Raw genomic sequence first — 25,932 nt, 5'->3', positions numbered from 1 at the left:
CTGCTGACGAGGCCGTCAGCAGCCAGGCGATCGCGCAGGAGGCCACGGAAGAGCTGTCGCCGGAGCAATCCGCCGATCAGCCCGAAGCCGAGGAAGTGCTTCAGGACGAAGCCGCGCCGGCGGAGGATGCCCCGGCGGCGGAAGTGACCGCCGCGGAGGAACAGGAGCCTTCCGGCGAGGCCGCCGAAACCGCAATCGAAGCGGAAGAGGCTGCCGAGCCGACCGTCGCCGAGGGTGAAACCACCGGTGAGGAAGAAGAGGCCGCGGCCGAGGAAGAAGCCGGCGAAGAGGAAGCCGAAGCCCATATCGAGGACATCGCGTTCAGCTTCGAAGGCCCCTTCGGCAAGTATGACCAGTTCCAGTTGCAGCGCGGGTTGCAGGTCTATACCGAGGTCTGCTCGGCCTGCCACGGCCTGAAATTCGTGCCGATCCGCACCCTCGCGGACGAGGGCGGCCCCGCCCTGCCCGAAAACCAGGTCCGCGCCTATGCGGCCGGCCTGACCGAGGTTCTGGACCCGGAAACCGACGAAGAGCGTCCGCGCCTGCCGACCGACCATTTCCCGGCGATTTCGGGCGATGGCATGGGACCGGACCTGTCGCTGATGGCCAAGGCACGGGCGGGCTTCCACGGCCCCTACGGCACCGGCATGAGCCAGCTGTTCAACGGCATTGGCGGCCCGGAATACATCCATGCCATCCTGACCGACTATACCGGCGAGGAGATGGAACAGGCGGGCAGCGTTTTCTACCAGAACACCGCCTTCTCGGGCGGCTATATCGCCATGCCGGCGCCGCTGTCGGACGATCTGGTCACCTATGAGGACGGCACCCCGGCCACCGTCGACCAGATGGCCCGCGACGTTTCGGCCTTCCTGATGTGGACGGCCGAGCCGAAGATGATGGACCGCAAGCAGGTCGGCCTTGTCTCGGTGCTGTTCCTGATCGTGCTGACCGCGCTGCTTTATCTGACCAACAAGCGGCTCTGGGCGCCCCACAAGGGCAAGCATCTCGGAAGCTGAGCCGGTTCCAGACTGCAAGGCAACGAAACGCGCCCTTCGGGGCGCGTTTTTTCGTTGCTGGACAAGCCCCGCGCGCACCCGTCAGTTAGGCCGCGACAGGAGGGGCGAGAATGGCGATCTGGAACCTGGGCTCGATCAATATCGATCACGTCTACCGGCTGGACCACCTGCCCCGGCCCGGCGAGACCATTGCCGCGCGGCATCATTCGGTCGGTCTGGGTGGCAAGGGCGCGAACCAGTCGGTCGCGGCGGCCCGGGCCGGGGCCGAGGTCCGGCATATCGGCGCCATGGGACCGGGCGACGACTGGGTGATCGAACGCCTGCGCGATGCCGGCGTCGGCACCGCCGACCTGCAGCGCCGGCCGGATCTGGCCACCGGCCATGCGATCATCCTGGTGGACGGCGCCGGCGAGAACTCGATCGTGATCCATGCCGGCGCCAACCGGGCCATTGACGAGGCGGACCTGTCGCGGACCCTGGGCCGGATCACCGGGCGGGATCTGCTGCTGATCCAGAACGAGACCAACTGTCAGGTCGAGGCCGCCCGCATCGCCCGTGCGGCCGGGGCGCGGGTCCTCTATTCCGCCGCCCCCTTCGAGATTGCGGCCCTGCGGCAGGTTCTGCCCCATGCCTCGATTCTCGCCATGAACGAGGGCGAGGCCGAGCAGCTTTTCCGCGAGATCCCGGGCGAGTTGCCGGTGGAGGGGCTGCTGGTCACCCGCGGCAGCAAGGGGGCCGAGTATCGCGACCTGCGAACGGGGCAGATCGACCGGCAGCCGGCCTTTCCGGTGCAGGCGGTGGATACGACCGGCGCCGGCGACACCTTCGCCGGCTATTTCGCCGCGGCGCTGGATCGCCGGGAAACCGTGCCCGAAGCCCTGCACATGGCCTCGGCGGCGGCGGCACTGAAGGTCACCCGCAAGGGTGCGGGCGACGCGATCCCGGATCGGGCCGAGGTTCTGGACTTTCTGGGTCGAAGGCCGGCCCGGCCTCAGCCCAGGGCATAGCCGGTGCCGCGCACGGTGCGAACCGGATTGTCGCCGCCATTCTGCATCAGCGCCTTGCGCAGCCGGCCGACATGCACGTCGATGGTCCGCGTATCGACATAGATGTCACGCCCCCAGACCCGGTCCAGCAACTGCTCGCGCGTCCAGACCCGGCCCGGCTTTTCCATCAGCGTGCTGAGCAGCCGGAACTCGGTCGGCCCCAGATGCAGCGGCTGGCCGGCGCGGAACACGCGATGCTCGGCGGCATCAAGGATGATATCCCCGAAGCTGAGCCTTTCGCCCATGCTGGCCGGGCGGGTGCGGCGCAGCTGGGTCCGCAGCCGCGCCATCAGTTCGACCACCGAATAGGGCTTGACCACATAGTCGTCGGCACCGGTTTCCAGCCCCCGCACCCGGTCGCCCTCCTCGCCCCGCGCCGACAGCATGATGATCGGGATCGAGCGCGTCGCCGGATCGGCCTTGACCTGACGGCAGACCTCGATGCCGCTGACCCGCGGCAGCATCCAGTCCAGAACCATCAGGTCGGGCTGTTCCTCCTGCACCAGCAGCAGCGCGTCCTCGCCATTGTCCGCAACCACAACCTCGAAGCCTTCGGCCTCGAGGTTGTATTGCAACACCTCGCGCTGCGCGCCCTCGTCCTCGACGACCAGAACACAGGGTGATTGTCGCACCATCCGGTCAGACCTCGGTCGATTCCGCGCCGGCAGTGGGAACGGCGTTCGACTTGGGGCGCGCATCGTCGGGCAATTCGCCCGTCACCAGATAGATCACCTGTTCGGCAATCGAGGTCGCATGATCGCCCATCCGTTCGGTGTTCTTGGCGATGAAATGCAGATGCATGCACGAGGTGATGTTGCGCGGATCCTCCATCATGTGGGTCAGGAACTCGCGGAACAGCGCGTTATACATCTGGTCCACTTCCAGATCGCGCTGGCGGACATCCTCGGCCAGCTGGGCATCGCGGCGGATATAGCTGTCCAGCGCGTCCTGCAGCATCCGGTTGACCGCCACGCTCATCCGGCGCAGGGCGATCCCCGAACCCACAATATTGGGCAGATGCGACAGCACCTCGGTACGCTTGGCCATGTTCTTGGCATAGTCGCCCACCCGCTCGAGCGAGGCGCTGATCTTGATGACCGCCAGCACCATGCGCAGATCGGTCGCCGTGGGCGCCCGCAGCGCGATCAGCCGCGCCGCCTCTTCGTTGATATCGGCCTCGAGCGCGTCGATCGCCTTGTCGCGGCGACGGACCTGTTCGGCCAGATCCTCGTCGCGATTCTCCAGCGCGACGGCGGCGTCGTTGATCGCCGCCTCGACCATGCCGCCCATCTTGACGACCTGCGCCTGGATCGTTTCCAGATCGCGGTCGAACGCCGAAGAGATATGTTTGTCCCGGTTCATCCTGCCTGCCTCCCTGCCCGTCAGCCGATCCGGCCCGAGATATAGGCCTCGGTCCGCGAATCCTGCGGTTTGGTGAAGATATCGTCCGTGCTGCCATATTCCACCAGATTGCCAAGGTGGAAGAAGGCCGTCTTCTGGCTGACCCGCGCCGCCTGCTGCATCGAATGGGTCACGATCACGACCGAGAAATCGGCGCGAAGCTGGTCGATCAGATCCTCGACCTGGCTGGTTGCGATCGGGTCCAGCGCCGAGCAGGGCTCGTCCATCAGCAGGACCTCGGGCGCGGTGGCCACGGCGCGGGCGATGCACAGGCGCTGCTGCTGCCCGCCCGACAGGCCGGTGCCCGGCTCGGCCAGGCGGTCCTTGACCTCGTTCCACAATGCCGCGCCACGCAGCGACTTCTCGACGATCTCGTCCAGTTCGGCACGGTTCCGGGCCAGGCCATGGATGCGCGGGCCGTAAGCCACGTTGTCATAGATGGATTTCGGAAAGGGGTTCGGCTTCTGGAACACCATGCCGACCTTGGCGCGCAGCTGCACCGGATCGACACGCTTGTCATAGATATCCTCGCCCTCCAGCGCGATCCTGCCCTCGACACGGCAGATCGGAATGGTGTCGTTCATGCGATTGATGCAGCGCAGGAAGGTCGACTTGCCGCAGCCCGAGGGGCCGATGAAGGCGGTCACGGTCTTGTCGAGGATTTCGACATTCACATCCTTGATGGCGTGCTTGTCGCCGTAATAGACCTGAACGTCCTTGGCCGAGATCTTGATGTCGCCCTGGGTCACGGAGCTCTCCACGCGGTTTATATCGTACATATTTGCCTCCTTCGGCCCGGATTACCAACGACGCTCGAACTTGCGGCGCAACCAGATGGCCAGCAGGTTCATGCAGAGCAGGAAGACCAGCAGGACGATGATCGCCCCCGAGGCCCGTTCGACGAAGCCCGGATCGCCGCGCGTCGTGAAGTTGTAGACCTGCACCGGCAGGGCCGAGGCGGGTTCGAAAAAGCCATCGACCGGCCAGCTGGGATAGTCGCGCACGAAGGCGACCATGCCGATCAGCAGCAGCGGCGCCGTCTCGCCCAGGGCCTGCGCCAGACCTATGATCGTGCCGGTCAGGATGCCGGGCAGGGCCAGCGGCAGGACATGGTGAAAGACCGACTGCATCTTCGATGCCCCCACCCCAAGCGCGGCATCGCGGATCGAAGGCGGCACAGCCTTCAGCGCCGCGCGGGTCGAGATGATGATCGTCGGCAGGGTCATCAGCGTCAGCACCAGACCACCGACGATGGGTGCCGAGGCCGGCAGCCCCGCATAGTTGATGAACACGGCGAGGCCGAGGATCCCGAAAACGATCGACGGCACCGCGGCGAGGTTCGAGATGTTCACCTCGATGATGTCGGTCAGGCGGTTCTGCGGGGCGAATTCCTCAAGATAGATCGAGGCGGCGACCCCGATCGGCAGCGCCAGAAACAGCACGATCAGCATCATGTAGGCCGAGCCGATGATGGCTACACCCAGGCCCGCGGCCTCGGGACGCAGTTCCGAAGCGTCGGGGAAGGTGATGAAATCCCAGTTGAAGCGGGTTTCCAGCATGTCGGCTTCGCGCATCTGGTCGGCCAGCCGCAGCTGCGCCGGGCTGACATTGCTGTCCAGCTCGGCCGAGGCCATGGTCACCCGGCCCTTCAGATAGCCGTCGATACGGCCGGTCGCCAGCGCCCAGTATTCGATCGTCTGGCCCAGCAGGTCGGGATCGGCCAGGACCCGGTTGCGCAACTGCGCCGGGGCCTCTTTCGACAGCATGTCACCGATTTCCTTGTCGGTGATGCCCTCGACGGAAATGCCCGCCTTCTGCAGCGCCGCCGGAAAGGCGTCTTTCATCAGGTTGCCGTAGCCGATGGTGGTGACCTTGCTCATCTCGGCCGGATCACGGTTGCCCTTCGGATCCAGCACCTCGGGGTCCAGCATCACCTCGACCTTGGCATAGGTCTGAAAGAAGGCCGAGACGCCGTTGTTCAGAACCGAACTGACCAGCAGCAGAAGGGCCGCGACCGACAGGCCGATCGCGATCACGCCATAGAGGCGAAAGCGCCGTTCCGCGGCATTCCGGCGGCGCGTGCGCACATTCTGCGACAGCAGCGATCCGCCGTGGACAGACGAGGCGGGCACATTGTTGGCGGTCGCGTCGGTCATTCGTATTGCTCCCGATATTTGCGGACGATGTAGAGCGCCAGCACGTTGAGGCCGAGGGTAAAGACGAACAGCGTCAGACCCAACGCGAAGGCGACCAGCGTTTCGGGGCTGGCGAATTCGGTATCACCGGTCAACTGGCTGACGATCTTCACCGTCACCGTGGTCATCGCCTCGAACGGGTTCAGCGACAGCTTGGCCGCCGCGCCCGCCCCCATCACCACGATCATCGTCTCGCCGATGGCGCGGCTGGCGGCCAGAAGCACGGCGCCGACGACGCCGGGCAGGGCCGCGGGCAGGATCACCTGCCTGATGCTTTCGGACTTGGTCGCACCCAGCCCGTAAGAGCCGTCGCGCATCGCCTGCGGCACCGCATTGATGATGTCATCAGAGAGCGAACTGACGAAGGGAATGAGCATCACCCCCATGACCAGGCCGGCGGTCATCACCGAGGAGGACGAATTCCCCAGCCCCAGCGGCTGCGCGAAATAGTCACGCAGCAACGGGCCGACGGTGATCAGCGCGAACAGGCCGTAAACGATGGTCGGAATACCGGCGAGGATCTCGATCATCGGCTTTGCCACGCCGCGAACCCGCTTGTCGGCATATTCGGCCAGATAGATCGCCGCCAGAAGCCCGATCGGCACCGCCACCAGCAGCGCGATGAAGGACACGTAGAGCGTGCCCCAGATCAGCGGCCAGATACCCAGATCCGAGCCGCCGCGGAATTGCGGGTTCCAGACGCCCGACAGGAAGAACTCCCTGGCCGGATAGACCTGAAAGAAGCGCAGCGTCTCCGAGATCAGCGACAGCACGATGCCAAGGGTGGTCAGGATCGCCACCAGTGACGAGCCGATCAGCAGCGCCATGACGACCGCCTCCGAGACATTCCGCGCGCGGAATTCCGGCCCGATACGGTTCAGCGCGAAGGCGAAGCCTGCTGCGGCCAGCGCAAGCACGGCGAGGCTCATCATGAGGGCGCTGGTGCCGACCAGGCTGCGCCGTGCCTTGGCCGCCTGGAAAACGTCGGGTTCGACATCGGCGCCGACCGCCACCCCCACCTCGGCCAGTCGGCCACGGATGTCGCTGAAATCGGCGCGCATCGAATCCAGCTGTTCCTCGGTCACGGCAGAGCGCGCAACCAGCGCGTCCAGCCCCTCCGAAATGCGGGTGACATCGGCCATCTTCAGCGACAGCGCGGCCCCTTCGGAGCCGTCGGCGGCGACCATGCCGCGCACCTGCCGGTCAATCACCTGCGGCTGGGCCATCAGCCAGACGACCAGCAGCAGCAGCGCAGGCACCACGGTGAACAGGAAAACCGACTGCCCGTACTGGCTGGGCAGGGAATGCAGGCGGCGCGGGTCGCCGGAAACGCTGGCCAGTGCCCGGCGGCGGCCCAGAAAATAGCCGATCACACCCAAGCCGACCACGATCAGCAGAAGAAGGCCAATGCTCATGGGATACCTGTGAGAGTTGGGGACGGGGCGACGGACCGGCCGTCGCCCCAGCTTGTTCGGCAGGGATTACTGCAGCGGACCCATCGGGGTGCCGCTCGCAACCATTTCCTGCGTCGCGGCCAGTTCCGGGTCGGACACCAGACCGTAATCGGCCAGCGGGCCGTTCGGGCCGGCCATGTCATCGGACACGAAGAACTCGACATATTCCTGCAGGCCGGGGATCACGCCCAGATGCGCGTTCTTGACGTAGAAGAACAGCGGGCGCGAAACCGGATATTCGCCCGAGGCGATCGATTCGGTCGATGGCGTGACGCCCGACATGGTCGCCACTTTCAGCTTGTCGGTGTTGTTCTGATAGAAGGACAGACCGAACACGCCGATGGCGTTCTTGTTGGCGTCGATACGGGCCAGGGTCTCGGTATAGTCGCCGTCGATATCGACCGACACGCCGTCGGTGCGCAGCGCGGTGCACATTTCCTCGGCCTTTTCCTCGTCGCCGCCATTGGCTTCGGCAAAGACGGCCATGGCGCCCGATTCCTCGCAGCCGGCCAGGATCACCTTGTCGTCGAAGACTTCGCGGGTGCCGTGCTTGGTGCCGGGGATGAAGGCCATGATTTCCTGCTCGGGCAGGTTGGCATTCACCTGCGACCAGCTGGTGTTCGGGTTCGCGGTCACGGCGCCGTCGACGACGACATCCTTGGCCAGCGCATTGAACCAGTCGGCCGGGGTAAAGGCGAATTCGGCGCCATTGATGTCGCTGGCGAAGACGATGCCGTCATAGCCGATGCGGACCTCCATGATCTCGGTCACGCCGTTCGAGGCGCAGAGATCGATGTCCGACTGCGAGATGCGGCTGGACGAATTGGCGATGTCGATGGTGTTCTCGCCCACGCCCTCGCACAGCTTCTTGCGGCCGGCGCCCGAGCCGCCCGATTCGACGACCGGGGTCGGGAAGTCGAAGTTCTCGCCAAAGGCCTCGGCGACGATGGTCGCATAGGGCAGCACGGTCGAGGAACCGGCGGTCTGGATGTTCTCGCGGGCCGAGGCCATCGTCGCGGACGCGGCAATAACGGCCAGCGCCGAGACGGTGAATTTCACGGATGTCATGGATCTCTCCTGGGTCGGTCTGTGCCCTTGGGGGCTGACCGTCACCTAAGCGTCGGGGGTGACACTATTGCGAAGCAGGCATGACAGTTTTGCGACAGTCCCGATTATTACACGGTTTTCACGTCAGGATTGTGACAGAGGCCCGATTTCACCCCTGCTGCCGCCGGTCTGCGCCCGGTCCATCAACAGATGATCCAGAATGACGCAGGCCGCCATGGCCTCGGCGACCGGCACGGCACGGATGCCCACACAGGGATCGTGACGCCCCTTGGTGATCAGGTCGATCTCTTCGCCGCGCCGGTTGATGGTGCGCCGCGGCGTGGTGATGGAACTGGTCGGCTTGACCGAGAACCGGACCACGATGTCCTGCCCGGTCGAGATGCCGCCAAGGATGCCGCCGGCATGGTTCGACAGAAAGATCGGCCCGTCATTGCCCATCCGCATCTCGTCGGCATTGGCGGTGCCGGTCAGCATCGCCGCCGCCATGCCCTCGCCGATCTCGACCCCCTTCACCGCGTTGATTGACATCATCGCCGCGGCCAGATCGGTGTCGAGCTTGGCATAGACCGGCGCGCCCAGACCCGGCGGGCAGCCCTGAACCAGCACCTCGATGACCGCGCCGACACTGTTCTGGTCCTTGCGGATGCCGTCAAGATAGTCGGACCACGCCTGAACCGCAGTCGCGTCGGGCAGGAAGAACGGGTTGCCGGCAATCGCGCCGGCATCGAAACGCGCGCGATCCAGATGCATCGCGCCCATCTGCACCATGTATCCGGTGATCTTCAGACTCGGCAGCAGATGCGCCAGCACGGCCTGCGCCACGCCGCCCGCCGCCACACGCGCGGCCGTTTCGCGCGCGGATGACCGCCCGCCGCCGCGATAGTCGCGCAGCCCGTATTTCAGGTGATAGGTGATATCGGCATGGCCCGGGCGAAAGCTGGTGGCGATCTCGCCGTAATCCTTGCTGCGCTGGTCGGTATTCTCGATCATCAGCTGGATCGGCGTGCCGGTCGTGCGCCCCTCGAACACGCCCGACAGGATGCGGACCTGATCGGCCTCCTGGCGCTGCGTCGTGTGCTTGCTGGTGCCGGGACGGCGGCGGTCAAGGAATTGCTGGATGAAACCCTCGTCCAGCGGCACGCCGGGCGGGGTGCCGTCAACCGTCGCGCCCAGGGCCGGGCCGTGGCTTTCGCCCCAGGTGGTGAACCGGAATTCGCGGCCGAAAGTGTTGAAGCTCATGCGTGTTCTCCGGTCAGGGATTTCAGTTCATAGATCAGATCCAGCGCCGCGCGCGGGGTCAGGCTGTCGGGATGCACGTCCTTCATCCGCGCGTCCAGCGGGCTGTCCTTCGGCTTCACCGCGACCGGCGCGGCGGGGGCGGCGCGGAACAGCGGCAGATCGTCGATCAGCGCGGCCGGACGCGCCGCGCCCTCGCGCTCGCCCGATTCCAGCGCATGCAGCACCTCGCGGGCGCGGTCCACGACCGAGGCCGGCAGACCGGCCAGCCGCGCGACCTGCACGCCATAGCTGCGATCGGCCGCGCCCTTGCGGACCTCGTGCAGGAAGATCACCTCGCCCTCCCATTCGCGCACAGCGACGGTAGCGTTCTCGACGCCCTCCAGCCGCGCGGTCAGGGCCGTCATCTCGTGGTAATGGGTGGCAAACAGGGCCCGGCAGCGGTTGACCCCGTGCAGATGCTCCATCACCGCCCAGGCGATGGAAAGCCCGTCCCAGGTCGCGGTGCCGCGGCCGATCTCGTCCAGGATCACCAGCGCATGATCGTCGGCCTGATTGAGGATCGCTGCCGTCTCGACCATCTCGACCATGAAGGTGGACCGGCCCCGCGCCAGATCGTCGGCGGCGCCCACCCGGCTGAACAACTGGCTGACCATGCCGATATGGGCGCGGCGGGCGGGAACGAAGGCGCCGGCCTGCGCCAGCACCGCGATCAGCGCATTCTGGCGCAGGAAGGTCGATTTGCCGGCCATGTTCGGGCCAGTCAGCAGCCAGATCGCAGGCGTCTCGCCCGCCGTCAGGTCGCAGTCATTGGCGACGAAGGATTCCGACTTGCGCTTCAGCGCGCGTTCCACAACCGGGTGCCGCCCACCCTCGATCATGAAGGCGCGGCTGTCATCGACGCGCGGGCGGCTCCAGCCCTCGCCGGTGGCGATATCCGCGAAGCCGCCGGCAAGGTCGATCTCGGCCAGCGCGCGCGCGGCCTGCCCGATCTGCGCGGCGCGGTCCAGCACGGCCATGCGCAGACACTCGAAAATGCCGCGCTCGATCTCAAGCGCGCGGTCGCGGGCATTGAGGATGCGGGTTTCCAGTTCCGACAGCTCGACCGTGGTGAAGCGGATCTGGTTGGCGGTGGTCTGGCGGTGGATGAAGGTCTCGTTCAGCGGCGGGGCCATCATCCTTTCGGCATGGGTGGTCGTGGTCTCGATGAAATAGCCCAGCACGTTGTTATGCTTGATCTTCAGGCTGGCCACCCCGGCCTTCGCGGCATAATCGGCCTGCAGGCCCGCGATGACCCCGCGCCCCTCGTCGCGCAGCCTGCGGGTCTGGTCCAGATCATCGTCATGGCCGGGGGCGACGAAACCACCATCACGCACCAGCAGCGGCGGTTCGGCCACCAGCGCGTCGTCCAGAAGGTCGATCAGCCGGTCATGGCCGGTCAGATCACGCCCCGCCTGACGCAACACCTCGGCTGCATCCGCCGGGACCCGCGTGGCGATTTGCGCGCCTTGCGTCAGCCCGGCCCGGATCGCGGCCAGATCGCGCGGCCCCCCGCGTTCCAGGGCAAGGCGCGACAGGGCGCGATCCATGTCGGGGACGCGCGACAGCGCCTCGCGCAGATCGGCCACAAGGCGGGCATCATCGACCAGCATCGCCACCGCTTCCTGCCGCGCATGGATCAACGCCAGGTCGCGGCTTGGCGCGCCGATTCGGCGTTCCAGCAGGCGCGCACCGGCCGCCGTCACCGTGCGGTCGATGGCGTGCAGCAGGCTGCCGTCGCGCCCGCCCGACAGCGCCTGCGTCAGTTCCAGATTGCGCCGGGTCGCCGCGTCGATCTGCATCGCCCCGCCCGCGCGTTCGCGGACCGGGGGTCGCAACAGCGGCAGCTTGCCCTTCTGCGTCATCTCAAGATAGTCGACCACCGCACCCATGGCCGACAGTTCCGCGCGGCTGAAGGCGCCGAACCCGTCCAGCGTCTCCACGCCGTAAAGCGAACACAGCCGCCGCGCGCCCGCCGCGCTGTCGAAGGCGCCGGCGGGCAGATCGGTCAGCGCCGCCCCGGCCTCGGCGGCCAGATCGTCGAGGCCCGCGCCATCGGCGACCAGCAATTCGCGCGGCGCCAGCCGGGCCAGTTCCGGCGCCAGACGCGGCAGCGGGCAATCCATGACCTGAAAGGCGCCGGTCGAGATATCGACCCAGGCCAGCGCCGTGTCCTCGCGCACGGTTGCAAAGGCGGCAAGGAAATTGTGCCGCCGCGCCTCGAGCAGCGATTCCTCGGTCAGCGTGCCGGGCGTGACCAGCCGCACCACGTCGCGCGCGACCACGGATTTCGAGCCGCGCTTCTTCGCCTCGGCCGGATCCTCCATCTGCTCGGCGATGGCGACGCGAAAGCCCTTGCGGATCAGCGTCAGAAGATAGCTTTCCGCCGCATGGACCGGCACCCCGCACATCGGGATCGGCTGGCCCAGATGGGTGCCGCGCCTGGTCAGCGCGATATCCAGCGCGGCGGCGGCCTGCACCGCGTCCTCGAAGAACATCTCGTAGAAATCGCCCATGCGATAGAACAGCAGCGCGCCGGGATTGGCGTCGCGGATCGCCAGATACTGCGCCATCATCGGGGTCGGCTGATCGCTCATGGAGGTCCTTCGCCTGCGGTTCCGGGCGTTTCTATCCGCTTGCGTCCGGCTGTGGAACCTTTACATTCGGCGGCTACCTCGGGGTGCCCCATGGTCGGGCTGAGACGCGAACGCGGACCCGTTGAACCTGATCCGGCTTGCACCCGGCGGAGGGAAGGTTTCGCTGTCCTTTCTTTCGAAACACCGACCGAAAGGAGGCAGCGATGAAGACCCGCGCATTTGCCCTTGCCCTGCTGGCCGCGACACCCGCCGCCGCGCAGGACAAGCCCGTCCTGACCGTCTATGCCGGCGATTACGTCGCCAGCGAATGGGGGCCGGGGCCAAAGATCGAGGCCGGTTTCGAGGCCTTCTGCGACTGCGACCTGAAATTCGTGACCGGCGAGATCCTGCCGCGCATCCTGATGGAGGGCGAGGGCACGCAGGCCGATATCGTCTTCGGCCTGAACACCGATGTGACGGCGCGGGCGCGCGCCTCGGGCCTCTTCGCCCCGCATGGTCAGCAGACCGGCGATCTGTCGCTGCCGGTCGCATGGAACGACGACATCTTCCTGCCCTATAACTGGGCCGAGACGGCCTTCATCTATGACGAGACGCGGCTGGAAAACCCGCCCTCCAGCTTTGACGCGTTGCTGGCCGCACCCGAGGATCTGAAGATCGTCATTCAGGATCCGCGTTCTTCGATCTCGGGGCTGGCGCTGCTTTTGTGGGTGAAGTCCGTCTATGGCGACGGCGCGGCCGAGGCCTGGGCGAAGCTGGCGCCCAAGGTGCTGACGGTGACCAAGGGCTGGTCGGAAGCTTACGGCATGTTCACCGATGGCGAGGCCGACATGGTGCTGTCCTTCACCACCTCGCCCGCCTATCACATCGAGGCCGAGGAGGATCTGACCAAACGCGCCGCGATCTTCCCCGAGGGTCACTATCTGCTGGCCGAACTGGCCGCGCAGCTGAAGGGCACCGATCAGCCGGAACTGGCGCAGCAGTTCATGGACTGGATCCTGACGCCCGATTTCCAGTCGGCCATTCCCCATGCCAACTGGTCGCTGCCCTCGCGGCTGGATCAGGCCGACTGGCCCGAGGTCATGCGCGACCTGCCTCGCCCTGAAACGACCCTGTTCTACAGCGAGGACGAGGCCGAAAGCTTGCGACAGCCGGCGCTGGACGAATGGCTGCGGGCGTTTTCGCAATAAGGCCCGCGGCCGGCGGCGCGGCGGTCGCGGCCGGGCTTGCGGCGCTGATCCTCGGCACGCTGGCGGCCGTCGCCCTGCAGGCCAGGGGGCTGTCGGGGCTGGGCGCCTGGGACTGGCGGGCGGTCTGGTTCACAATCTGGCAGGCGGCGGTTTCGGGCCTGCTGTCGGCGGCGCTGGCCATGCCGGTCGCCCGCGCGCTGGCGCGGCGGCGGTTTCCGGGGCGCGCGGCGCTGGTGACGCTGCTGGGTGCGCCCTTCATCCTGCCGGTGATCGTGGCGATCATGGGCCTGATCGCGGTCTTCGGGCGCAACGGCGCCATCAATGAAGGGCTGCGCGCCCTCGGCCTGCCGGAATTCAGCGTCTATGGCTGGCAGGGCGTGATCCTTGCGCATGTGTTCTTCAACCTGCCGCTGTCGGTACGGCTGATCCTGCAGGGCTGGCAGGCAATCCCGGCCGAGCGGTTCCGGCTGGCCGAAAGCCTTGGCTTCGCGCCCGCCAACCTGACCCGGCATCTGGAACGGCCGATGCTGCGCGCGGTGCTGCCCGGGGTCTGGCTGGCGGTGTTTCTGGTCTGCCTGACCAGCTTTACCGTGGCGCTGGCGCTTGGTGGTGGTCCGTCCGCGACGACCGTGGAACTGGCCATCTATCAGGCCTTCCGCTTCGATTTCGATCTGGGACGGGCGGCGACGCTGGGGCTTGTGCAGATCGGGCTTTGCCTTGCCGCCATGCTGCTGACCCGCCGGATCGCCATCCCCGCAGCCTTCGGCACCGGGCTGGACGAGGCACAGGGGCCGCAGGGTCCAGCGGGCTGGCGGCAGGGCGCCGATGCGCTGGCCATCGTGGCCGCCACGGCCTTCCTGCTCTGGCCGATCCTTGCCGTCACCGCGCAGGGCCTGCCGCGCATCCCCGCCCTGCCGCCCGAGGTCTGGGCAGCCGCGCTGCGCTCGGTCGTCATGGCGCTGGTCTCGGCGCTGCTGGCGCTGGTGCTGTGCCTGACACTGGCGCTGGCCATCGCGCGCGGCCGCGCGGCCTGGATCGAGGCGGCCGGCATGCTGCCGCTTGTCGCCTCGCCGCTGGTGCTGGGCACCGGGCTGTTCATCCTGCTGCGCGGCTGGTTTTCGACCGATGCGCTGGCGCTGCCGGTGACGGTGGCAATCAACGCGATCATGGCCCTGCCCTTCGGGCTGCGCGCCCTGATCCCGGCGGCGCGAACCCTGCGCGCCGATTACGGCCGGCTGGCGGATTCGCTGGAGATGCACGGGCTGGCGCGGCTGCGGCTGGTCACCCTGCCGCGCCTGGCCCGTCCGCTGGGCTTCGCCGGCGGGCTGGCGGCGGCGCTGGCGATGGGTGATCTGGGCGTCATCACCCTGTTCGCCAGCGACCAGCCCACGCTGCCGCTGAAACTGTATCAGCTGATGAATTCCTATCGGATGACCGACGCCTCGGCCTGCGCGGTGCTGCTGATGGTCATCAGCTTTGCGCTGTTCTGGCTGTTCGACCGCGGAGGCCGCCTTGCTTGAACTGCGCGACATCAGCGTGATCCGCGCCGACTATGCCCTGCGCGCCAGCATGACGGTGCCGAGGGGCGCGCGGATCGCGGTGATCGGCGCCTCGGGCGCAGGCAAATCGACGCTGCTGTCCCTGATCGGCGGGTTTCTGGCCCCCGACAGCGGCCGGATCCTGTGGGACGGGCAGGACATCACCGCCCTGCCCCCGGGCCGGCGCCCGGTGTCGTTCCTGTTTCAGGATCAGAACCTGTTTCCGCATCTGAGCGTGGCGCAGAATGTCGGCCTTGGCCTGCGCCCCGATCTGCGGCTGAACGGGGCGCAGCGCGCGCGTGTCGCGCAGGTGCTGGAGGAGGTCGGGCTGGCCGGGATGGAGGATCGCCGCCCCGCCAGCCTGTCGGGCGGCCAGCAGAGCCGGGTGGCACTGGCCCGCGTCCTCTTGCGCGCCCGGCCGCTGCTGCTGCTGGACGAACCCTTCGCCGCGCTTGGCCCGGCGCTGAAATCCGAGATGCTGGACCTGCTGGCCCGCATCGCGGCCGAGACCCGCGCCACCGTGCTGATCGTCACCCACGACCCGCAGGATGCCCGCAGCTTTGCCCCCGAGACGGTCCTGATCGATGGCGGCATCGCCCAGCCGCCCGCCCCCACCGGCCCGCTTCTGGACGATCCGCCGCCGGGCCTGCGGGCCTATCTGGGCTGATCACGCCTCGGCCAGCTGGTCCCAGACGGCCAGCGCCTTGGCCGCATACATCAGGCCCGGGCCACCGGCCATGTTGATCGCCATGGCGCAGACATCGCCCATCTCCTCGCGCGTGGCACCGGCCTTCATCAGCGCATCGACGTGAAACTCGACGCAGGGCATGCAGCGGGTGGCGATGGCAATGCCCAGGGCGATGAATTCCTTTTCCTTCACCCCCAGAACGCCACCCTCCTTGATCGCCTTCTGCATGGCGCCATAGCCGCGCGTCTGTTCGGGCAGCGCCCGGTTGAGATTGCGAAGCTGATCCTTCATCTCGCTGATGCTGGCCTTGCTGTCCATTCGGCAGATCCTTCGATTTCACATTCTTCTATTTGAATATCAATTCCTCGGCGCAATGGCAAGCCGGCACCCGAGCCCGGACGGGGGATGATCGCTTCGGCATCAGATCCCTTGCGAGCCCGCCAAAAGGAAGCCCCGGCCCGGCATGAATTGGCGGCGACAGTCAAATTCACAACCCGGCGTTGCACAGATTCGCGCAGACCGATCCTTGCAAACGTTTGATTTGGCTTTGAAAGCTTTCTCACATTTTGATTTCCGGCACCTCCGGAAACTGCCGGATAAACGCCAATACACTGATCTTAAAAGATAAATCTTCCGTAAACAGCTTTCACACCGCTTTCACGTGCGACGACATATCACACCGGCGGGACAGCCCCGGAGACAGGGGTAGCAGGAAAACGAGGACTGAAAAGGAGAACCTCATGGCTACGCTTTTTGGCACTAACGGTAACGACAATATCCCGGGTACAACGGCTGCAGACCTGATCTATGGCTTCGGCGGGCACGACCGCCTGGGCGGGGCCGGTGGCCGCGACACGATCTATGGCGGAACCGGCAATGACACCATCCGCTCCAGCGGCGCGGGGGTCTATGATGGCCAGGACGGCAACGACTATGTCTATGCCGGCCTTGGCACGCCCGAGACGCTGCGCGGCGGCGCCGGCACCGACTGGCTGAACACCGCCACCTTCAGCGGCAACTACAATGTCAACCTGACCACCGGCCTCACCAACTTCGCCGGTGAGAGCTTTACCCAGTTCGAGAACATCTATTCCGGCAGCGGCAACGACACCCTGACCGGAACCTCGGGCAACAACGTCATGTATGGCAACAATGGCCATGACCGGATCGACGGGCTGGGCGGTAACGACTACATCAGCGGCGGCGCCGGCAATGACAGCCTCGTCGGCGGTGGTGGAACCGATACCGTCTATGGCGGCAGCGGCAACGACACCATCCGCTCGGGCGGCGCGGGCATCTATGATGGCCAGGACGGCAATGACTATGTCTATGCCGGCATCGGCACGCCCGAGACCCTGCGCGGCGGCGCCGGGGTCGACTGGCTGAACACCGCGACCTTCAGCGGCGCCTACAACGTCAACCTGACCACCGGCCTCACCAACTATACCGGTGAAAGCTTTACCCAGTTCGAGAACATCTATTCCGGCAGCGGCAACGACACCCTGACCGGGACCTCGGGCAACAACTACATGTATGGTAACAACGGCGATGACCGGATCGACGGGCTGGGCGGCAACGACTACATCAGCGGCGGCGCCGGCAATGACAGCCTCGTCGGCGGCGGCGGAACCGATACCGTCTATGGCGGCAGCGGCAACGACACCATCCACTCCAGCGGCGCGGGCATCTATGACGGCCAGGACGGCGACGACTATGTCTATGCCGGCATCGGCACGCCCGAGACCCTGCGCGGCGGCGCCGGGGTCGACTGGCTGAACACCGCAACCTTCAGCGGCAACTACAGTGTCAACCTGACCACCGGCGTCACCAATTTCACCGGTGAGAGCTATACCCAGTTCGAGAATCTGCTGTCAGGCAGCGGCCACGACACGCTGACCGGAACCGTTGACGCCAACCGGATATACGGCGGCGATGGCAACGATCGCATCTCCGGCCTCGACGGCAACGACCTCCTCTATGGTCAGAACGGTCTCGACACCGTCTATGGCGGCAATGGTAATGATTACCTGCGCGGCGGGAACGACAACGACCTGCTGTCGGGCGATAACGGCAGCGACAGCCTTTACGGCGATGCCGGCAATGACCGCCTGTTCGGCGGCGGCGATAACGACTTCCTGCATGGCGGCCTCGGCAACGACACGATGAATGGCGGGTCGGGGAACGATACGCTGGCAGGCAGCACCGGGACCGACGTGATGACCGGCTCGGGCGGCGAGGATGTGTTCCGGTTCTACAGCACCACCGATTCGCCCTACGGGATCAGTTCGGCCTATGACCGGATCACCGACTTCCAGGGCGCGGGGATCCAGTTCGTGTCGACGATCGAGGACAAGATCGACCTGTCGTCGATCGACGCCAATGTCCATCTTGCGGGCAACCAAGCCTTTGTCTTCAACGGCACGACGGCTGGCGGCGCGGGCAGGATCTGGATGGAGAATGTCGGCAGCGAGACCTGGCTGCGGGTCAATACCGACAACGACGTCACGCCCGAGATGAGCGTCCGGATCGTGGATGGCGCCGCAAGTGCGGGCAACTACTGGGCCGGAGATTTCTTCCTCTGAACCCGATCAGACAGGCATCGGGCGCGGCCGGAAACGGCCGCGCCCTTTTTTCGTTCCCTGATCGCGCGCGCCCAAGCTGTCGGGAATGGCACGGACATCAGAGATTTTCGAAGGGGCCGGACGCCCCCGTTCGTCTGCCGGCAATCTGACGGCTCAGCCGACCAGTTCCAGCCCCGAGAAGAAGAAGGCGATTTCCTGTGCGGCGGTTTCCGGCGCGTCGGATCCGTGGACCGAGTTCTCACCGACCGACAGGGCGAATTCCTTGCGGATCGTGCCGGGCGCGGCGTCGGCGGGATTGGTCGCACCCATGACATCGCGGTTTCTGGTGATCGCGCTCTCGCCTTCCAGCACCTGCACGACGACCGGCTCGGAGGCCATGAACTCGACCAGTTCGCCATAGAAGGGGCGCGCCTTGTGGACCTCGTAGAACTTGCCGGCCTGTTCGGGCGACAGCTTGATGCGCTTCTGGGCGATGACGCGCAGACCGGCTTCCTCGAACTTGGCATTGATCTTGCCGGTCAGGTTGCGCTTGGTCGCGTCGGGTTTGATGATCGAAAGGGTGCGTTCGATGGCCATGGTCTCACCTTGTCTGTCTGCGGCGGACCGCGCCCGCCTGCTTGCGAAATCCGCGTCCGGTTAGCAGGCTTGCCCCGGCCCGGCAAGCCGCAGGTCGCAGCGGACCGCGCCGCGTGGCCGGAAAGGGACGATCCGGCTGACCCTGATCGCGGAACGTGCTAGAGGCGGGGACAGACCGTGATCAGCCGGAAAGCGCCGACATGACCGATATGCCCGCCTCGGCTGCCGACCGCCCGCAACCGCGCCCCCGTCCGCGCCCGCCCCTGGCCAGTATCGCCACGGTCTTCGCCATCGCCCTGCTGCTGGCGGCGATCTGGACATGGTCCAGCATCCTGCTGCTGGGATTTGCGGCGATCCTTCTGGCCATCGCCTTGCGCGCCGGTGCCGGCTTCCTTCATCGCCGGCTGGGCATGAATTTCAGGCTGGGCGTGATCGTCACCGTCCTGATCGCCATCGGCGGACTGATGCTTGCCATCGTTCTGGCGGGACCGGCGGTATCCGAGCAGTTCAGCCAGCTGGTGGCCAGCCTGCCCGACGCCTGGAGCCGGATCGAGGCCTGGCTGGCCGCCAGTCCGATCGCCCAGTTCATCGAGCGCCGGGTCGAGGCCGGCGCCTCCGGCGGTCAGACCTCGGGCGCCGCAAGCCTGCCGTCGATCTTCGGCTATGTGACCGGCACCATCAGCAGTGTCATCGGCAGCATGGCCAATCTGGTGCTGCTGGCGACGATGGCGCTGTTTCTGGCGCTGGACGGACCGCTCTACCGCAACGGCGCCTTGCGGCTGGTGCCGCCCGCCTATCGCAACCGGATGGCCCGGATCGTGGACGAGATCGGCCAGGCCCTCGGCCGCTGGATGTCGGGGCAGGCGCTGGACATGGCAATCGTCGCGGTCGCGATCGGGCTGGGCCTGTGGCTTCTGGGCGTGCCTCTGGCACTGCTGCTGGGCGTCATCGCGGGGGTCACCAACATCATCCCCTATATCGGCCCGTTTCTTTCGGCCGTGCCGGCAGTACTGTTCGGCCTGACCCAGGGCCCGGATCTGGCGGTGCAGGTCGCGCTGCTGTTCATCATCGTGCAACAGGTCGAGGGCAACATCCTGATGCCGATGATCCAGAGCCGGGCGGTCGAGTTGCCGCCGGTGCTGACAATGCTGGCGATCCTTGCCTTCAGCGCGCTGTTCGGCTTTGCCGGTGTGCTGCTGGCCACGCCGCTGCTGGTCGTGACCATGATCCTGGTCCGGCGCATCTATATCGAGGACGTGCTGGGCGACCGGACGGACGACAAGGCCGCGCCTGACTGAGTGCCCGGCCCGCGGCCGGTGAGGCAGGTTCGCCCTTCCGCCACCAAGGCCCCCACCCGATATCCGGGGTGTTTCCTCACCACGGCCTTGACGCCGCTTCAGTCGCACCGGGTTTCGATCAGGTCGGGATCGTCCTTCGCCCTTTCGACCGTCGGCCGGGCCTCGCCGCCCGGGACGCTGCCGCTGCCCTCGCCGCGTCTGGCCGCCTCGGCCTCGGCGCGTGCCACCTTGCGGGCCTTTTCGCCCGGCTTAGCCTGAGCCTCGTTTTCCAACGCGATCCGTTCCGCGATCTCGGGCGGCAGCAGCGACACGATCCGGACCCCCGGCTTGTCGATCAGATCGTTCTTGCCGCCCACGAACCAAAGCTGGTCGTTCTGGATCACGGCCAGCGGAATTGCACCTTCGCGGGCGGTGCGCCAGTCATCGAGGCGGTATTCCTCGGTCAGGCGGGTGGTGCGAAAGATCCAGCCCTCGGCCATCAGATCGAGATACTGGGCAAGCGTGCGATTGCCAGCGATGGCCCGGCCGCCCAGTTGCGTGGGCAGGACGTGCCGGGCCCGGTCCTCCTTGTGGCGGGCCAGCTGCCAGATGCTGTCACGGCCGAATTCGGGCGCAAGATCGGTCGCGACGAGCGTGTTGTAGGCATCGTTGTCCGAGGCCGCGAGGATCGTGCCGAAGGCCAGGAATTCGACATTATGCTCGGCCGCCTCGCCCAGAATATCGCCATAGAAGGTCTGGATACCGGCCGCGCGCGCGCTGCGCAGATGGCCGCGGTTGGGATCGGTCACCAGCACGTTCACATCCGCCTTTTCCAGTGCCTTCGCCAGCCCGGTCGCGAAGATCGAGCCGCCGACGATCAGGAGCCCCGGCCGGTCGCCCGAGGTCAGCCCCAGCCGCCGCGCCAAGGGCGCCAGCGTGAAGCCGTGCAGCACCACCGTGACCAGCACCAGCACGAAGGCCAATGGCGCGATCAACCCGCCATCGGCGATCCCCTCGCCGACCAGGCGTTCGGCGAAGACGCCCGAGACGGCGACCAGCACCACCCCGCGCGGGCCGGTCAGGGCGATCAGCAGGCGCTCCCTCATCGGCAGATTGGTCCCGATGAGCGAGATCAGCACCGTCAGCGGACGGGCGACCATCACCACCAGCGCCACGAACAGCCCCGCTCGCCACCAGCTGAGCTGGGCCAGCGTCTCGAAGCGGATGCTTGCGGCCAGCAGGATGAACACGCCCGAGACCAGCAGGATCGTCGCATGTTCCTTGAAGCGGTGCAGTTCGTAATAGCTGGGCAGGTCGGCATTGGCGATCATCAGCCCCATGACCGTCACCGCCAGCAGCCCGCTTTCATGCAAGAGGCTGTCCGAGCCGGCGAAGACGGCCAGCACGGCAACGAACAGCAGCGGCACCTTCATGTATTCGGGCACCCAGCCGCGCCGGAAGGACTGCACGATCAGCCAGCCGGCGGCGATGCCGATCAGGGCCGCGAAGCCGATGCCCAGCAGCAGCTGTCCCGCCGCCTCGCCCCAGGTGACGCCGGTGCGCAGCACCAGCACGATCTCCAGCGCCACCACCGCGACCAGCGCCCCGATCGGGTCGTTGACGATCCCCTCCCATTGCAGCACCTGCGCCGGACGCGAGGTCAGCCGGGCCTGGCGCAGAAGCGGCGCGATGACGGTCGGGCCGGTGACGATCATGATGCCGCCGAAGACCATGGCGGCCTCCCATCCCAGCCCGGCGCCGAAGACCAGCACCAGCGAGGACAGCACCCAGCCCAGGGGCGCGCCGACATAGACCAGCCGGCGCACCGCGGGACGGGCATCGGCCAGCTTGCTGAAGCTGAGCGTCAGCCCGCCCTCGAACAGGATCACCGCGACGGCGAGCGAGATCAGCGGCCCGGTGATGGCACCGATGTCGCGCGCGGGGACGAAGATATCGCTGACCGGCCCCAGCAGCAGCCCCGCCGCCAGCATCAGCACGATCGCCGGCAGGCGGAACCGCCAGGCCAGCCACTGCGCGCCGACCCCTGCAATCCCGACGATCGCGAAGGCCTGTATCGGGTCCAGCCCGCCGGTCAGTTCCGTCGCCATGAACATCCTTTTGCGAATTTTGCCTGCCCGGAACCGGTCCAACCCCCGAACGGTTCCCGAAACATGCCATTTTGCTGAGGATTCGTCTGGAAATATTGACCTGCTGCCAGCTTTGGTCTAGGCGAAGCCTGACCCGCATCCGGCGGGTCGACCGAAGGGGCGTGCATGATTGCGTCCCGCAAGGGCCGCAAGGGCGCCACTGGGGCGCGCGGTCACGGAACGCATTACTCATTCTGGCGTCGCAGCCTGGAAAGCCCCGTATGACGAAATTCTCCGATCTGAAACTCGATCCCAAGGTTCTGAAGGCCGTTGCCGAGGCGGGTTACGAAGACCCGACCCCGATCCAGGCCGGCGCCATCCCGCATGCGCTGGAAGGCCGCGACGTGCTGGGCATCGCGCAGACCGGTACCGGCAAGACCGCCAGCTTCACCCTGCCGATGATCACGCTGCTGGGGCGTGGCCGGGCGCGGGCGCGGATGCCGCGTTCGCTGGTCCTGTGCCCGACGCGCGAACTGGCCGCCCAGGTGGCCGAGAATTTCGACACCTATGCCAAGCATACCCGGCTGACCAAGGCGCTGCTGATCGGCGGGGTGTCGTTTGCCGAACAGGACAAGCTGATCGACCGCGGCGTCGATGTGCTGATCGCCACGCCGGGCCGGCTGCTGGATCATTTCGAGCGCGGCAAGCTGCTGCTGACCGGGGTGCAGATCATGGTCGTAGATGAGGCCGACCGGATGCTGGACATGGGCTTCATCCCGGATATCGAGCGGATTTTCCAGCTGACTCCCTTCACCCGCCAGACGCTGTTCTTCAGCGCCACCATGGCCCCCGAGATCGAGCGAATCACCAACACCTTCCTGCATGCGCCGCAGCGGATCGAGGTCGCCCGGCAGGCCACCACCAGCGAAACCATCACCCAGAAGCTGGTCGAGATCACCCCGACCCGCCGCGACCAGAGCGCCAAGCAGAAACGCGAATTGCTGCGCGCCCTGATCGACGCCGAGGGCGAGGGGCTGACCAACGCCATCATCTTCTGCAACCGCAAGACCGATGTCGATATCCTGGCGAAATCGCTGCACAAACACGGCTATGACGCGGCGCCGATCCATGGCGATCTGGACCAGAGCCACCGCACGAGGACGCTGGACGGGTTCCGCGACGGCAAGCTGAAGCTGCTGATCGCCTCGGACGTGGCGGCGCGCGGGCTGGATATCCCGGCCGTCAGCCATGTGTTCAATTTCGACCTGCCCAGCCATGCCGAGGACTATGTCCACCGCATCGGCCGGACCGGCCGCGCCGGCCGCAAAGGCACGGCCATCAGCATCTCGACCCCGGCCGACGAGAAATACCTGACCGCGATCGAGCAATTGGTGAAGCAGACCCTGCCCCGCGCCGCCGCACCCGAAGGGTTCTCGCTGTCCGAGGCCGCGACCTCGGCGCCGCGCGCGGACCGCGACGACCGCAAGGGTGGCCGGGGCGACCGCCGCCGCCGCGGCCGGCGCGACGACGAACGCTCGCAGGACGGCCGCCGCTCGGCGGAGGCACGGCACGACGAGCCTGCGGGCAAGGATACCCGCCCGGAACCGGCCGCCGCACGCCCCGAGCGTCAGGAACCGCACCGGCACGAGCGTCGCGACCAGCAGCACCGCGACAACCGCAGGCGCGGCCGGGGGGACGACTATCGCGGCCCCGCCATCGTCGGGATGGGCGATCATGTCCCGCAGTTCATGCTGGTCGAGTTGCGCCCGCCGATGGACGAGACCGAAAGCGCGCCGCAGGCAGAGGCACGGGCAGAGGTGGTGACGGCCGAGCCTCTCCCCGCGCCCGCGACCGAGAAACCCGCGCGGCCCAAGCGCAGCCGGCGCAAGCCAAAGGCGACCGACGAGGCCATCGTGGCTGCGGAGTCCGCACCGCTTGAGGCCGTAGCCGCCGAAGCCATGGCCGTCGAAGCCCCGGTGACGCAGCCCGAAGCCGAGCCCGAGGCGGATGCCGCGCCCGCGCAGGAAGAGGTGGCCGAAAAGCCCAAGCGCAGCCGGCGCAAGAAGGCCGAGACGGAAGAACCCGCCGCCGAGGCCGAGGAAAAGCCGAAAGCCCGCAAGCCGCGCGCCCGGAAAGCCAAACCCGAAGAGGCACCGGCGGAAGCCGAAGCCGAAGAGGCGCCGAAGCCGAAGCGCAGCCGGCGCAAGAAGGCCGATGAGGCCGAAGCCGTTGCAGAGCCCGCCCCCAAACGCAGCCGCCGGAAAAAATCCGAGACTGCGGCAGAAGCCTCGACCGCGGACGGGGCGCAGCAGGACGAATCCGCCGATTCAGCCGGCGCCGACGCCTGATCCCGCCCGTGACTGCGATGCCGCGCAGCCTTGTCAGCCCGCCGCATCTGTCCCGACAGGGGCGCCCCGCCCTCGGCCAGCTGCTGCTTGACCTGGGGCTTGGGGCCGCGGCCGCCCTGGGGCTTGCGCCCTTCGGCATCTGGGGCATCACCCTGATCGCCTTCGCGCTGCTGCTGGGGCGGCTTGCCCGCAGCCCGCGTGCGATCATCGCCTTCTGGCACGCCCTTGCGGCCGGGATCGGCTGGTTCGGGCTGTCCATGTCATGGATCGTCGAGCCTTTTCTGGTCGAGCCCGAGATCTATGGCTGGATGGCCCCTTTCGCGCTGTTCCTGATGGCCTTGGGCGGGGCGCTGTTCTGGGCGTTGCCGGTCTGGCTCGCGGTGCGGCTTACCCCGGACTGGCGGGCCCGCGTCCTGTCCATCGCGGCGGTCCTCGTTCTGTCCGACTGGTTGCGCGGCTGGATATTCACCGGCCTGCCCTGGGCCCTGATCGGGCATGTCTGGGCGGAAACCCCGGTGGCGCAGACCGCGGCATGGGGCGGTGCCATCGGCCTCAGCCTCGTCACGCTGGGCATTGCCGCGCTGCCACCCTTGTTCTGGTCCCCGGCCCGAGGGCCGGTTCCGGGCCTCCTTCCAGGCGTCACGGCGGCGATCCTGCTCTTGGGCGGTCTCTGGGCGGCGGGTCTGGCGCGTCTGGCGCAACCCGTGGCACCTGATGCCGACCTGTCGCTGCGCATCGTCCAGCCCAATGCCGAGCAGCGGCTGAAATGGGATCCGCAATGGTCCTCCGTCTTTTTCCGCCGGCTGCTTGATCTTTCGGCCGAGCCCGGGCCGCGCGATCTGGTCATCTGGCCCGAAACCGCCGTCAACTTCCTGCTCGACGATGCGGGCGAGGTGCTGCCGGCCATGGCGAAATCGGCCCAGGCGCCGCTGGTTCTGGGCATCCAGCGCCGCGAAGGGGCACGTTTCTACAACAGCCTCGCCCTGCTGTCGCCCGAGGGGGCGGTGCAGCAGGTCTATGACAAGTTTCACCTCGTTCCCTTCGGCGAATACATGCCCTGGGGCGACGCCCTGGCGCGTCTTGGCTTTACTGCCTTCGCCGCGCAGGCGGGTAATGGCTATTCCCCGGGCGAGGGCCCGGCGCTGCTGCAGGCCCCGGGCCTGCCGGGCTTTCAGCCCCTGATCTGCTATGAGGCGATCTTTCCCCAGCATCTGCGCGGTCTCGACCAGCGCCCCGGATGGATTCTGCAGGCCACCAACGACGGCTGGTTCGGCCGGTTCTCGGGCCCCTATCAGCATCTCGCACAGGCGCGGCTGCGGGCGATCGAAGCCGGGTTGCCGCTGATCCGCGCGGCCAATACCGGCGTCAGCGCGGTCATCGACGCGCGCGGCCAGATACGCGACACGCTGCCCCTCGGGGTCGCGGGCAAGATCGACACGCCCCTGCCCGGAGCCTTGCCTGAAACCCTGTGGCTGCGCTACGGGCCGGCCCCGGTTCTGGCGCTCAGCCTGATCATCCTGCTGGCTTCTGTCGCGACGGCGCATCTTCGCCATCGCGATACGGATACGGGTCGCGGCCGGTAACGACCCGGACA

Annotated in this window: 20 protein-coding genes and 1 riboswitch; of the genes, 9 read left to right on the top strand and 11 right to left on the bottom strand. The window is 66.9% G+C overall.

All coding sequences use genetic code 11. The annotated features are described in order from the left end of the window. Window positions 1–194 precede the first annotated feature (194 nt). On the top strand, window positions 195–1,019 hold the full coding sequence (locus KNW02_RS20805) for a cytochrome c1 (RefSeq protein ID WP_431356730.1): 825 nt from the start codon (window positions 195–197) through the stop codon (window positions 1,017–1,019). Between the two features lie 110 nt (window positions 1,020–1,129). Beyond that, entirely contained in the window at window positions 1,130–2,026 is an 897-nt protein-coding gene (locus KNW02_RS01675; RefSeq protein WP_216031523.1) for a ribokinase, read from the top strand. Here the strand turns inward: KNW02_RS01675 and phoB are convergent. From phoB to mutS, 8 genes are all read right to left on the bottom strand, one after another. Further along, entirely contained in the window at window positions 2,011–2,700 is a 690-nt protein-coding gene (gene phoB / locus KNW02_RS01670) for a phosphate regulon transcriptional regulator PhoB (RefSeq protein WP_216031522.1), read from the bottom strand. The two genes, KNW02_RS01675 and phoB, sit on opposite strands and share 16 nt — an antisense overlap. 4 nt (window positions 2,701–2,704) lie before the next feature. After that, window positions 2,705–3,427, bottom strand: coding sequence for a phosphate signaling complex protein PhoU (gene phoU, locus KNW02_RS01665; RefSeq protein ID WP_216031521.1), 723 nt, complete (start codon window positions 3,425–3,427; stop codon window positions 2,705–2,707). A 20-nt stretch (window positions 3,428–3,447) separates the two neighbouring features. Continuing rightward, on the bottom strand, window positions 3,448–4,245 hold the full coding sequence (gene pstB / locus KNW02_RS01660) for a phosphate ABC transporter ATP-binding protein PstB (protein WP_216031520.1): 798 nt from the start codon (window positions 4,243–4,245) through the stop codon (window positions 3,448–3,450). Between the two features lie 21 nt (window positions 4,246–4,266). Next, entirely contained in the window at window positions 4,267–5,622 is a 1,356-nt protein-coding gene (pstA, locus tag KNW02_RS01655) for a phosphate ABC transporter permease PstA (protein ID WP_216031519.1), read from the bottom strand. Beyond that, a complete protein-coding gene (gene pstC / locus KNW02_RS01650; protein ID WP_216031518.1) occupies window positions 5,619–7,076 on the bottom strand; it encodes a phosphate ABC transporter permease subunit PstC in 1,458 nt (485 codons plus the stop codon). The genes pstA and pstC overlap by 4 nt, the downstream gene beginning before the upstream one ends. Before the next feature lie 66 nt (window positions 7,077–7,142). Next, window positions 7,143–8,183: a substrate-binding domain-containing protein gene (locus tag KNW02_RS01645; RefSeq protein ID WP_216031517.1), complete on the bottom strand. Its 1,041-nt coding sequence runs from the start codon at window positions 8,181–8,183 to the stop codon at window positions 7,143–7,145. Window positions 8,184–8,306: 123 nt separating this feature from the next. Next, the gene (aroC, locus tag KNW02_RS01640; protein WP_216031516.1) at window positions 8,307–9,422 is read right to left on the bottom strand and encodes a chorismate synthase; all 1,116 of its coding nucleotides are present in this window, start codon (window positions 9,420–9,422) and stop codon (window positions 8,307–8,309) included. Then, entirely contained in the window at window positions 9,419–12,055 is a 2,637-nt protein-coding gene (mutS, locus tag KNW02_RS01635) for a DNA mismatch repair protein MutS (protein ID WP_216031515.1), read from the bottom strand. The genes aroC and mutS overlap by 4 nt, the downstream gene beginning before the upstream one ends. 69 nt (window positions 12,056–12,124) lie before the next feature. Further along, window positions 12,125–12,227, top strand: a riboswitch (TPP riboswitch). Window positions 12,228–12,258: 31 nt separating this feature from the next. Between mutS and KNW02_RS01630 the strand changes: the two genes are divergently transcribed. The 3 genes from KNW02_RS01630 to KNW02_RS01620 are packed head-to-tail and all read left to right on the top strand — an operon-like array spanning window position 12,259 to window position 15,447. Beyond that, window positions 12,259–13,242 (top strand): thiamine ABC transporter substrate-binding protein, encoded by a 984-nt coding sequence (locus KNW02_RS01630; RefSeq protein ID WP_216031514.1) that lies wholly within the window; start codon window positions 12,259–12,261, stop codon window positions 13,240–13,242. Next, on the top strand, window positions 13,218–14,762 hold the full coding sequence (locus KNW02_RS01625) for a thiamine/thiamine pyrophosphate ABC transporter permease ThiP (protein ID WP_216031513.1): 1,545 nt from the start codon (window positions 13,218–13,220) through the stop codon (window positions 14,760–14,762). The genes KNW02_RS01630 and KNW02_RS01625 overlap by 25 nt, the downstream gene beginning before the upstream one ends. Continuing rightward, window positions 14,755–15,447 (top strand): thiamine ABC transporter ATP-binding protein, encoded by a 693-nt coding sequence (locus KNW02_RS01620; RefSeq protein WP_216031512.1) that lies wholly within the window; start codon window positions 14,755–14,757, stop codon window positions 15,445–15,447. The genes KNW02_RS01625 and KNW02_RS01620 overlap by 8 nt, the downstream gene beginning before the upstream one ends. Here KNW02_RS01620 and KNW02_RS01615 read toward each other — a convergent pair whose 3' ends face one another. Beyond that, window positions 15,448–15,786, bottom strand: a complete 339-nt coding sequence (locus KNW02_RS01615) for a carboxymuconolactone decarboxylase family protein (protein WP_216031511.1) — start codon at window positions 15,784–15,786, stop codon at window positions 15,448–15,450. Between the two features lie 422 nt (window positions 15,787–16,208). Between KNW02_RS01615 and KNW02_RS01610 the strand changes: the two genes are divergently transcribed. Beyond that, a complete protein-coding gene (locus KNW02_RS01610) occupies window positions 16,209–18,050 on the top strand; it encodes a calcium-binding protein (RefSeq protein ID WP_216031510.1) in 1,842 nt (613 codons plus the stop codon). A gap of 153 nt (window positions 18,051–18,203) precedes the next feature. Here KNW02_RS01610 and ndk read toward each other — a convergent pair whose 3' ends face one another. Further along, window positions 18,204–18,626: a nucleoside-diphosphate kinase gene (gene ndk / locus KNW02_RS01605; protein WP_216031509.1), complete on the bottom strand. Its 423-nt coding sequence runs from the start codon at window positions 18,624–18,626 to the stop codon at window positions 18,204–18,206. A gap of 200 nt (window positions 18,627–18,826) precedes the next feature. Between ndk and KNW02_RS01600 the strand changes: the two genes are divergently transcribed. Further along, window positions 18,827–19,924, top strand: a complete 1,098-nt coding sequence (locus KNW02_RS01600) for an AI-2E family transporter (RefSeq protein WP_216031508.1) — start codon at window positions 18,827–18,829, stop codon at window positions 19,922–19,924. Window positions 19,925–20,022: 98 nt separating this feature from the next. Here KNW02_RS01600 and KNW02_RS01595 read toward each other — a convergent pair whose 3' ends face one another. Continuing rightward, entirely contained in the window at window positions 20,023–22,011 is a 1,989-nt protein-coding gene (locus KNW02_RS01595; RefSeq protein WP_216031507.1) for a cation:proton antiporter, read from the bottom strand. A gap of 260 nt (window positions 22,012–22,271) precedes the next feature. On the opposite strand from KNW02_RS01595, the gene KNW02_RS01590 reads away from it, so the two are divergent. Further along, window positions 22,272–24,338, top strand: a complete 2,067-nt coding sequence (locus tag KNW02_RS01590) for a DEAD/DEAH box helicase (protein ID WP_216031506.1) — start codon at window positions 22,272–22,274, stop codon at window positions 24,336–24,338. A 17-nt stretch (window positions 24,339–24,355) separates the two neighbouring features. After that, the gene (lnt, locus tag KNW02_RS01585) at window positions 24,356–25,921 is read left to right on the top strand and encodes an apolipoprotein N-acyltransferase (protein ID WP_216031707.1); all 1,566 of its coding nucleotides are present in this window, start codon (window positions 24,356–24,358) and stop codon (window positions 25,919–25,921) included. The last annotated feature ends 11 nt before the right edge of the window (window positions 25,922–25,932 follow it).

The sequence above is a fragment of the Paracoccus marinaquae genome (genome assembly GCF_018860165.1).
GTDB classification, from domain to species: domain Bacteria; phylum Pseudomonadota; class Alphaproteobacteria; order Rhodobacterales; family Rhodobacteraceae; genus Paracoccus; species Paracoccus marinaquae.
Note: the sequence above shows the minus strand (reverse complement) of the source record. Positions and strands in the feature narration are given on the sequence as shown.

Bases quoted from the DNA above. Each gene is read 5' to 3' on its own strand.
- KNW02_RS01590 (WP_216031506.1), top strand. From the start codon at position 22,272: ATGACGAAATTCTCCGATCTGAAACTCGATCCCAAGGTTCTGAAGGCC.
- KNW02_RS01615 (WP_216031511.1), bottom strand. From the start codon at position 15,786: ATGGACAGCAAGGCCAGCATCAGCGAGATGAAGGATCAGCTTCGCAAT.
- phoB (WP_216031522.1), bottom strand. From the start codon at position 2,700: ATGGTGCGACAATCACCCTGTGTTCTGGTCGTCGAGGACGAGGGCGCG.
- pstA (WP_216031519.1), bottom strand. From the start codon at position 5,622: ATGACCGACGCGACCGCCAACAATGTGCCCGCCTCGTCTGTCCACGGC.
- pstC (WP_216031518.1), bottom strand. From the start codon at position 7,076: ATGAGCATTGGCCTTCTTCTGCTGATCGTGGTCGGCTTGGGTGTGATC.
- lnt (WP_216031707.1), top strand. From the start codon at position 24,356: ATGCCGCGCAGCCTTGTCAGCCCGCCGCATCTGTCCCGACAGGGGCGC.
- KNW02_RS01625 (WP_216031513.1), top strand. From the start codon at position 13,218: ATGGCTGCGGGCGTTTTCGCAATAAGGCCCGCGGCCGGCGGCGCGGCG.
- KNW02_RS01675 (WP_216031523.1), top strand. From the start codon at position 1,130: ATGGCGATCTGGAACCTGGGCTCGATCAATATCGATCACGTCTACCGG.
- KNW02_RS01645 (WP_216031517.1), bottom strand. From the start codon at position 8,183: ATGACATCCGTGAAATTCACCGTCTCGGCGCTGGCCGTTATTGCCGCG.
- KNW02_RS01595 (WP_216031507.1), bottom strand. From the start codon at position 22,011: ATGGCGACGGAACTGACCGGCGGGCTGGACCCGATACAGGCCTTCGCG.
- ndk (WP_216031509.1), bottom strand. From the start codon at position 18,626: ATGGCCATCGAACGCACCCTTTCGATCATCAAACCCGACGCGACCAAG.
- phoU (WP_216031521.1), bottom strand. From the start codon at position 3,427: ATGAACCGGGACAAACATATCTCTTCGGCGTTCGACCGCGATCTGGAA.
- aroC (WP_216031516.1), bottom strand. From the start codon at position 9,422: ATGAGCTTCAACACTTTCGGCCGCGAATTCCGGTTCACCACCTGGGGC.
- pstB (WP_216031520.1), bottom strand. From the start codon at position 4,245: ATGTACGATATAAACCGCGTGGAGAGCTCCGTGACCCAGGGCGACATC.
- mutS (WP_216031515.1), bottom strand. From the start codon at position 12,055: ATGAGCGATCAGCCGACCCCGATGATGGCGCAGTATCTGGCGATCCGC.
- KNW02_RS01610 (WP_216031510.1), top strand. From the start codon at position 16,209: ATGGCTACGCTTTTTGGCACTAACGGTAACGACAATATCCCGGGTACA.
- KNW02_RS01600 (WP_216031508.1), top strand. From the start codon at position 18,827: ATGACCGATATGCCCGCCTCGGCTGCCGACCGCCCGCAACCGCGCCCC.
- KNW02_RS01630 (WP_216031514.1), top strand. From the start codon at position 12,259: ATGAAGACCCGCGCATTTGCCCTTGCCCTGCTGGCCGCGACACCCGCC.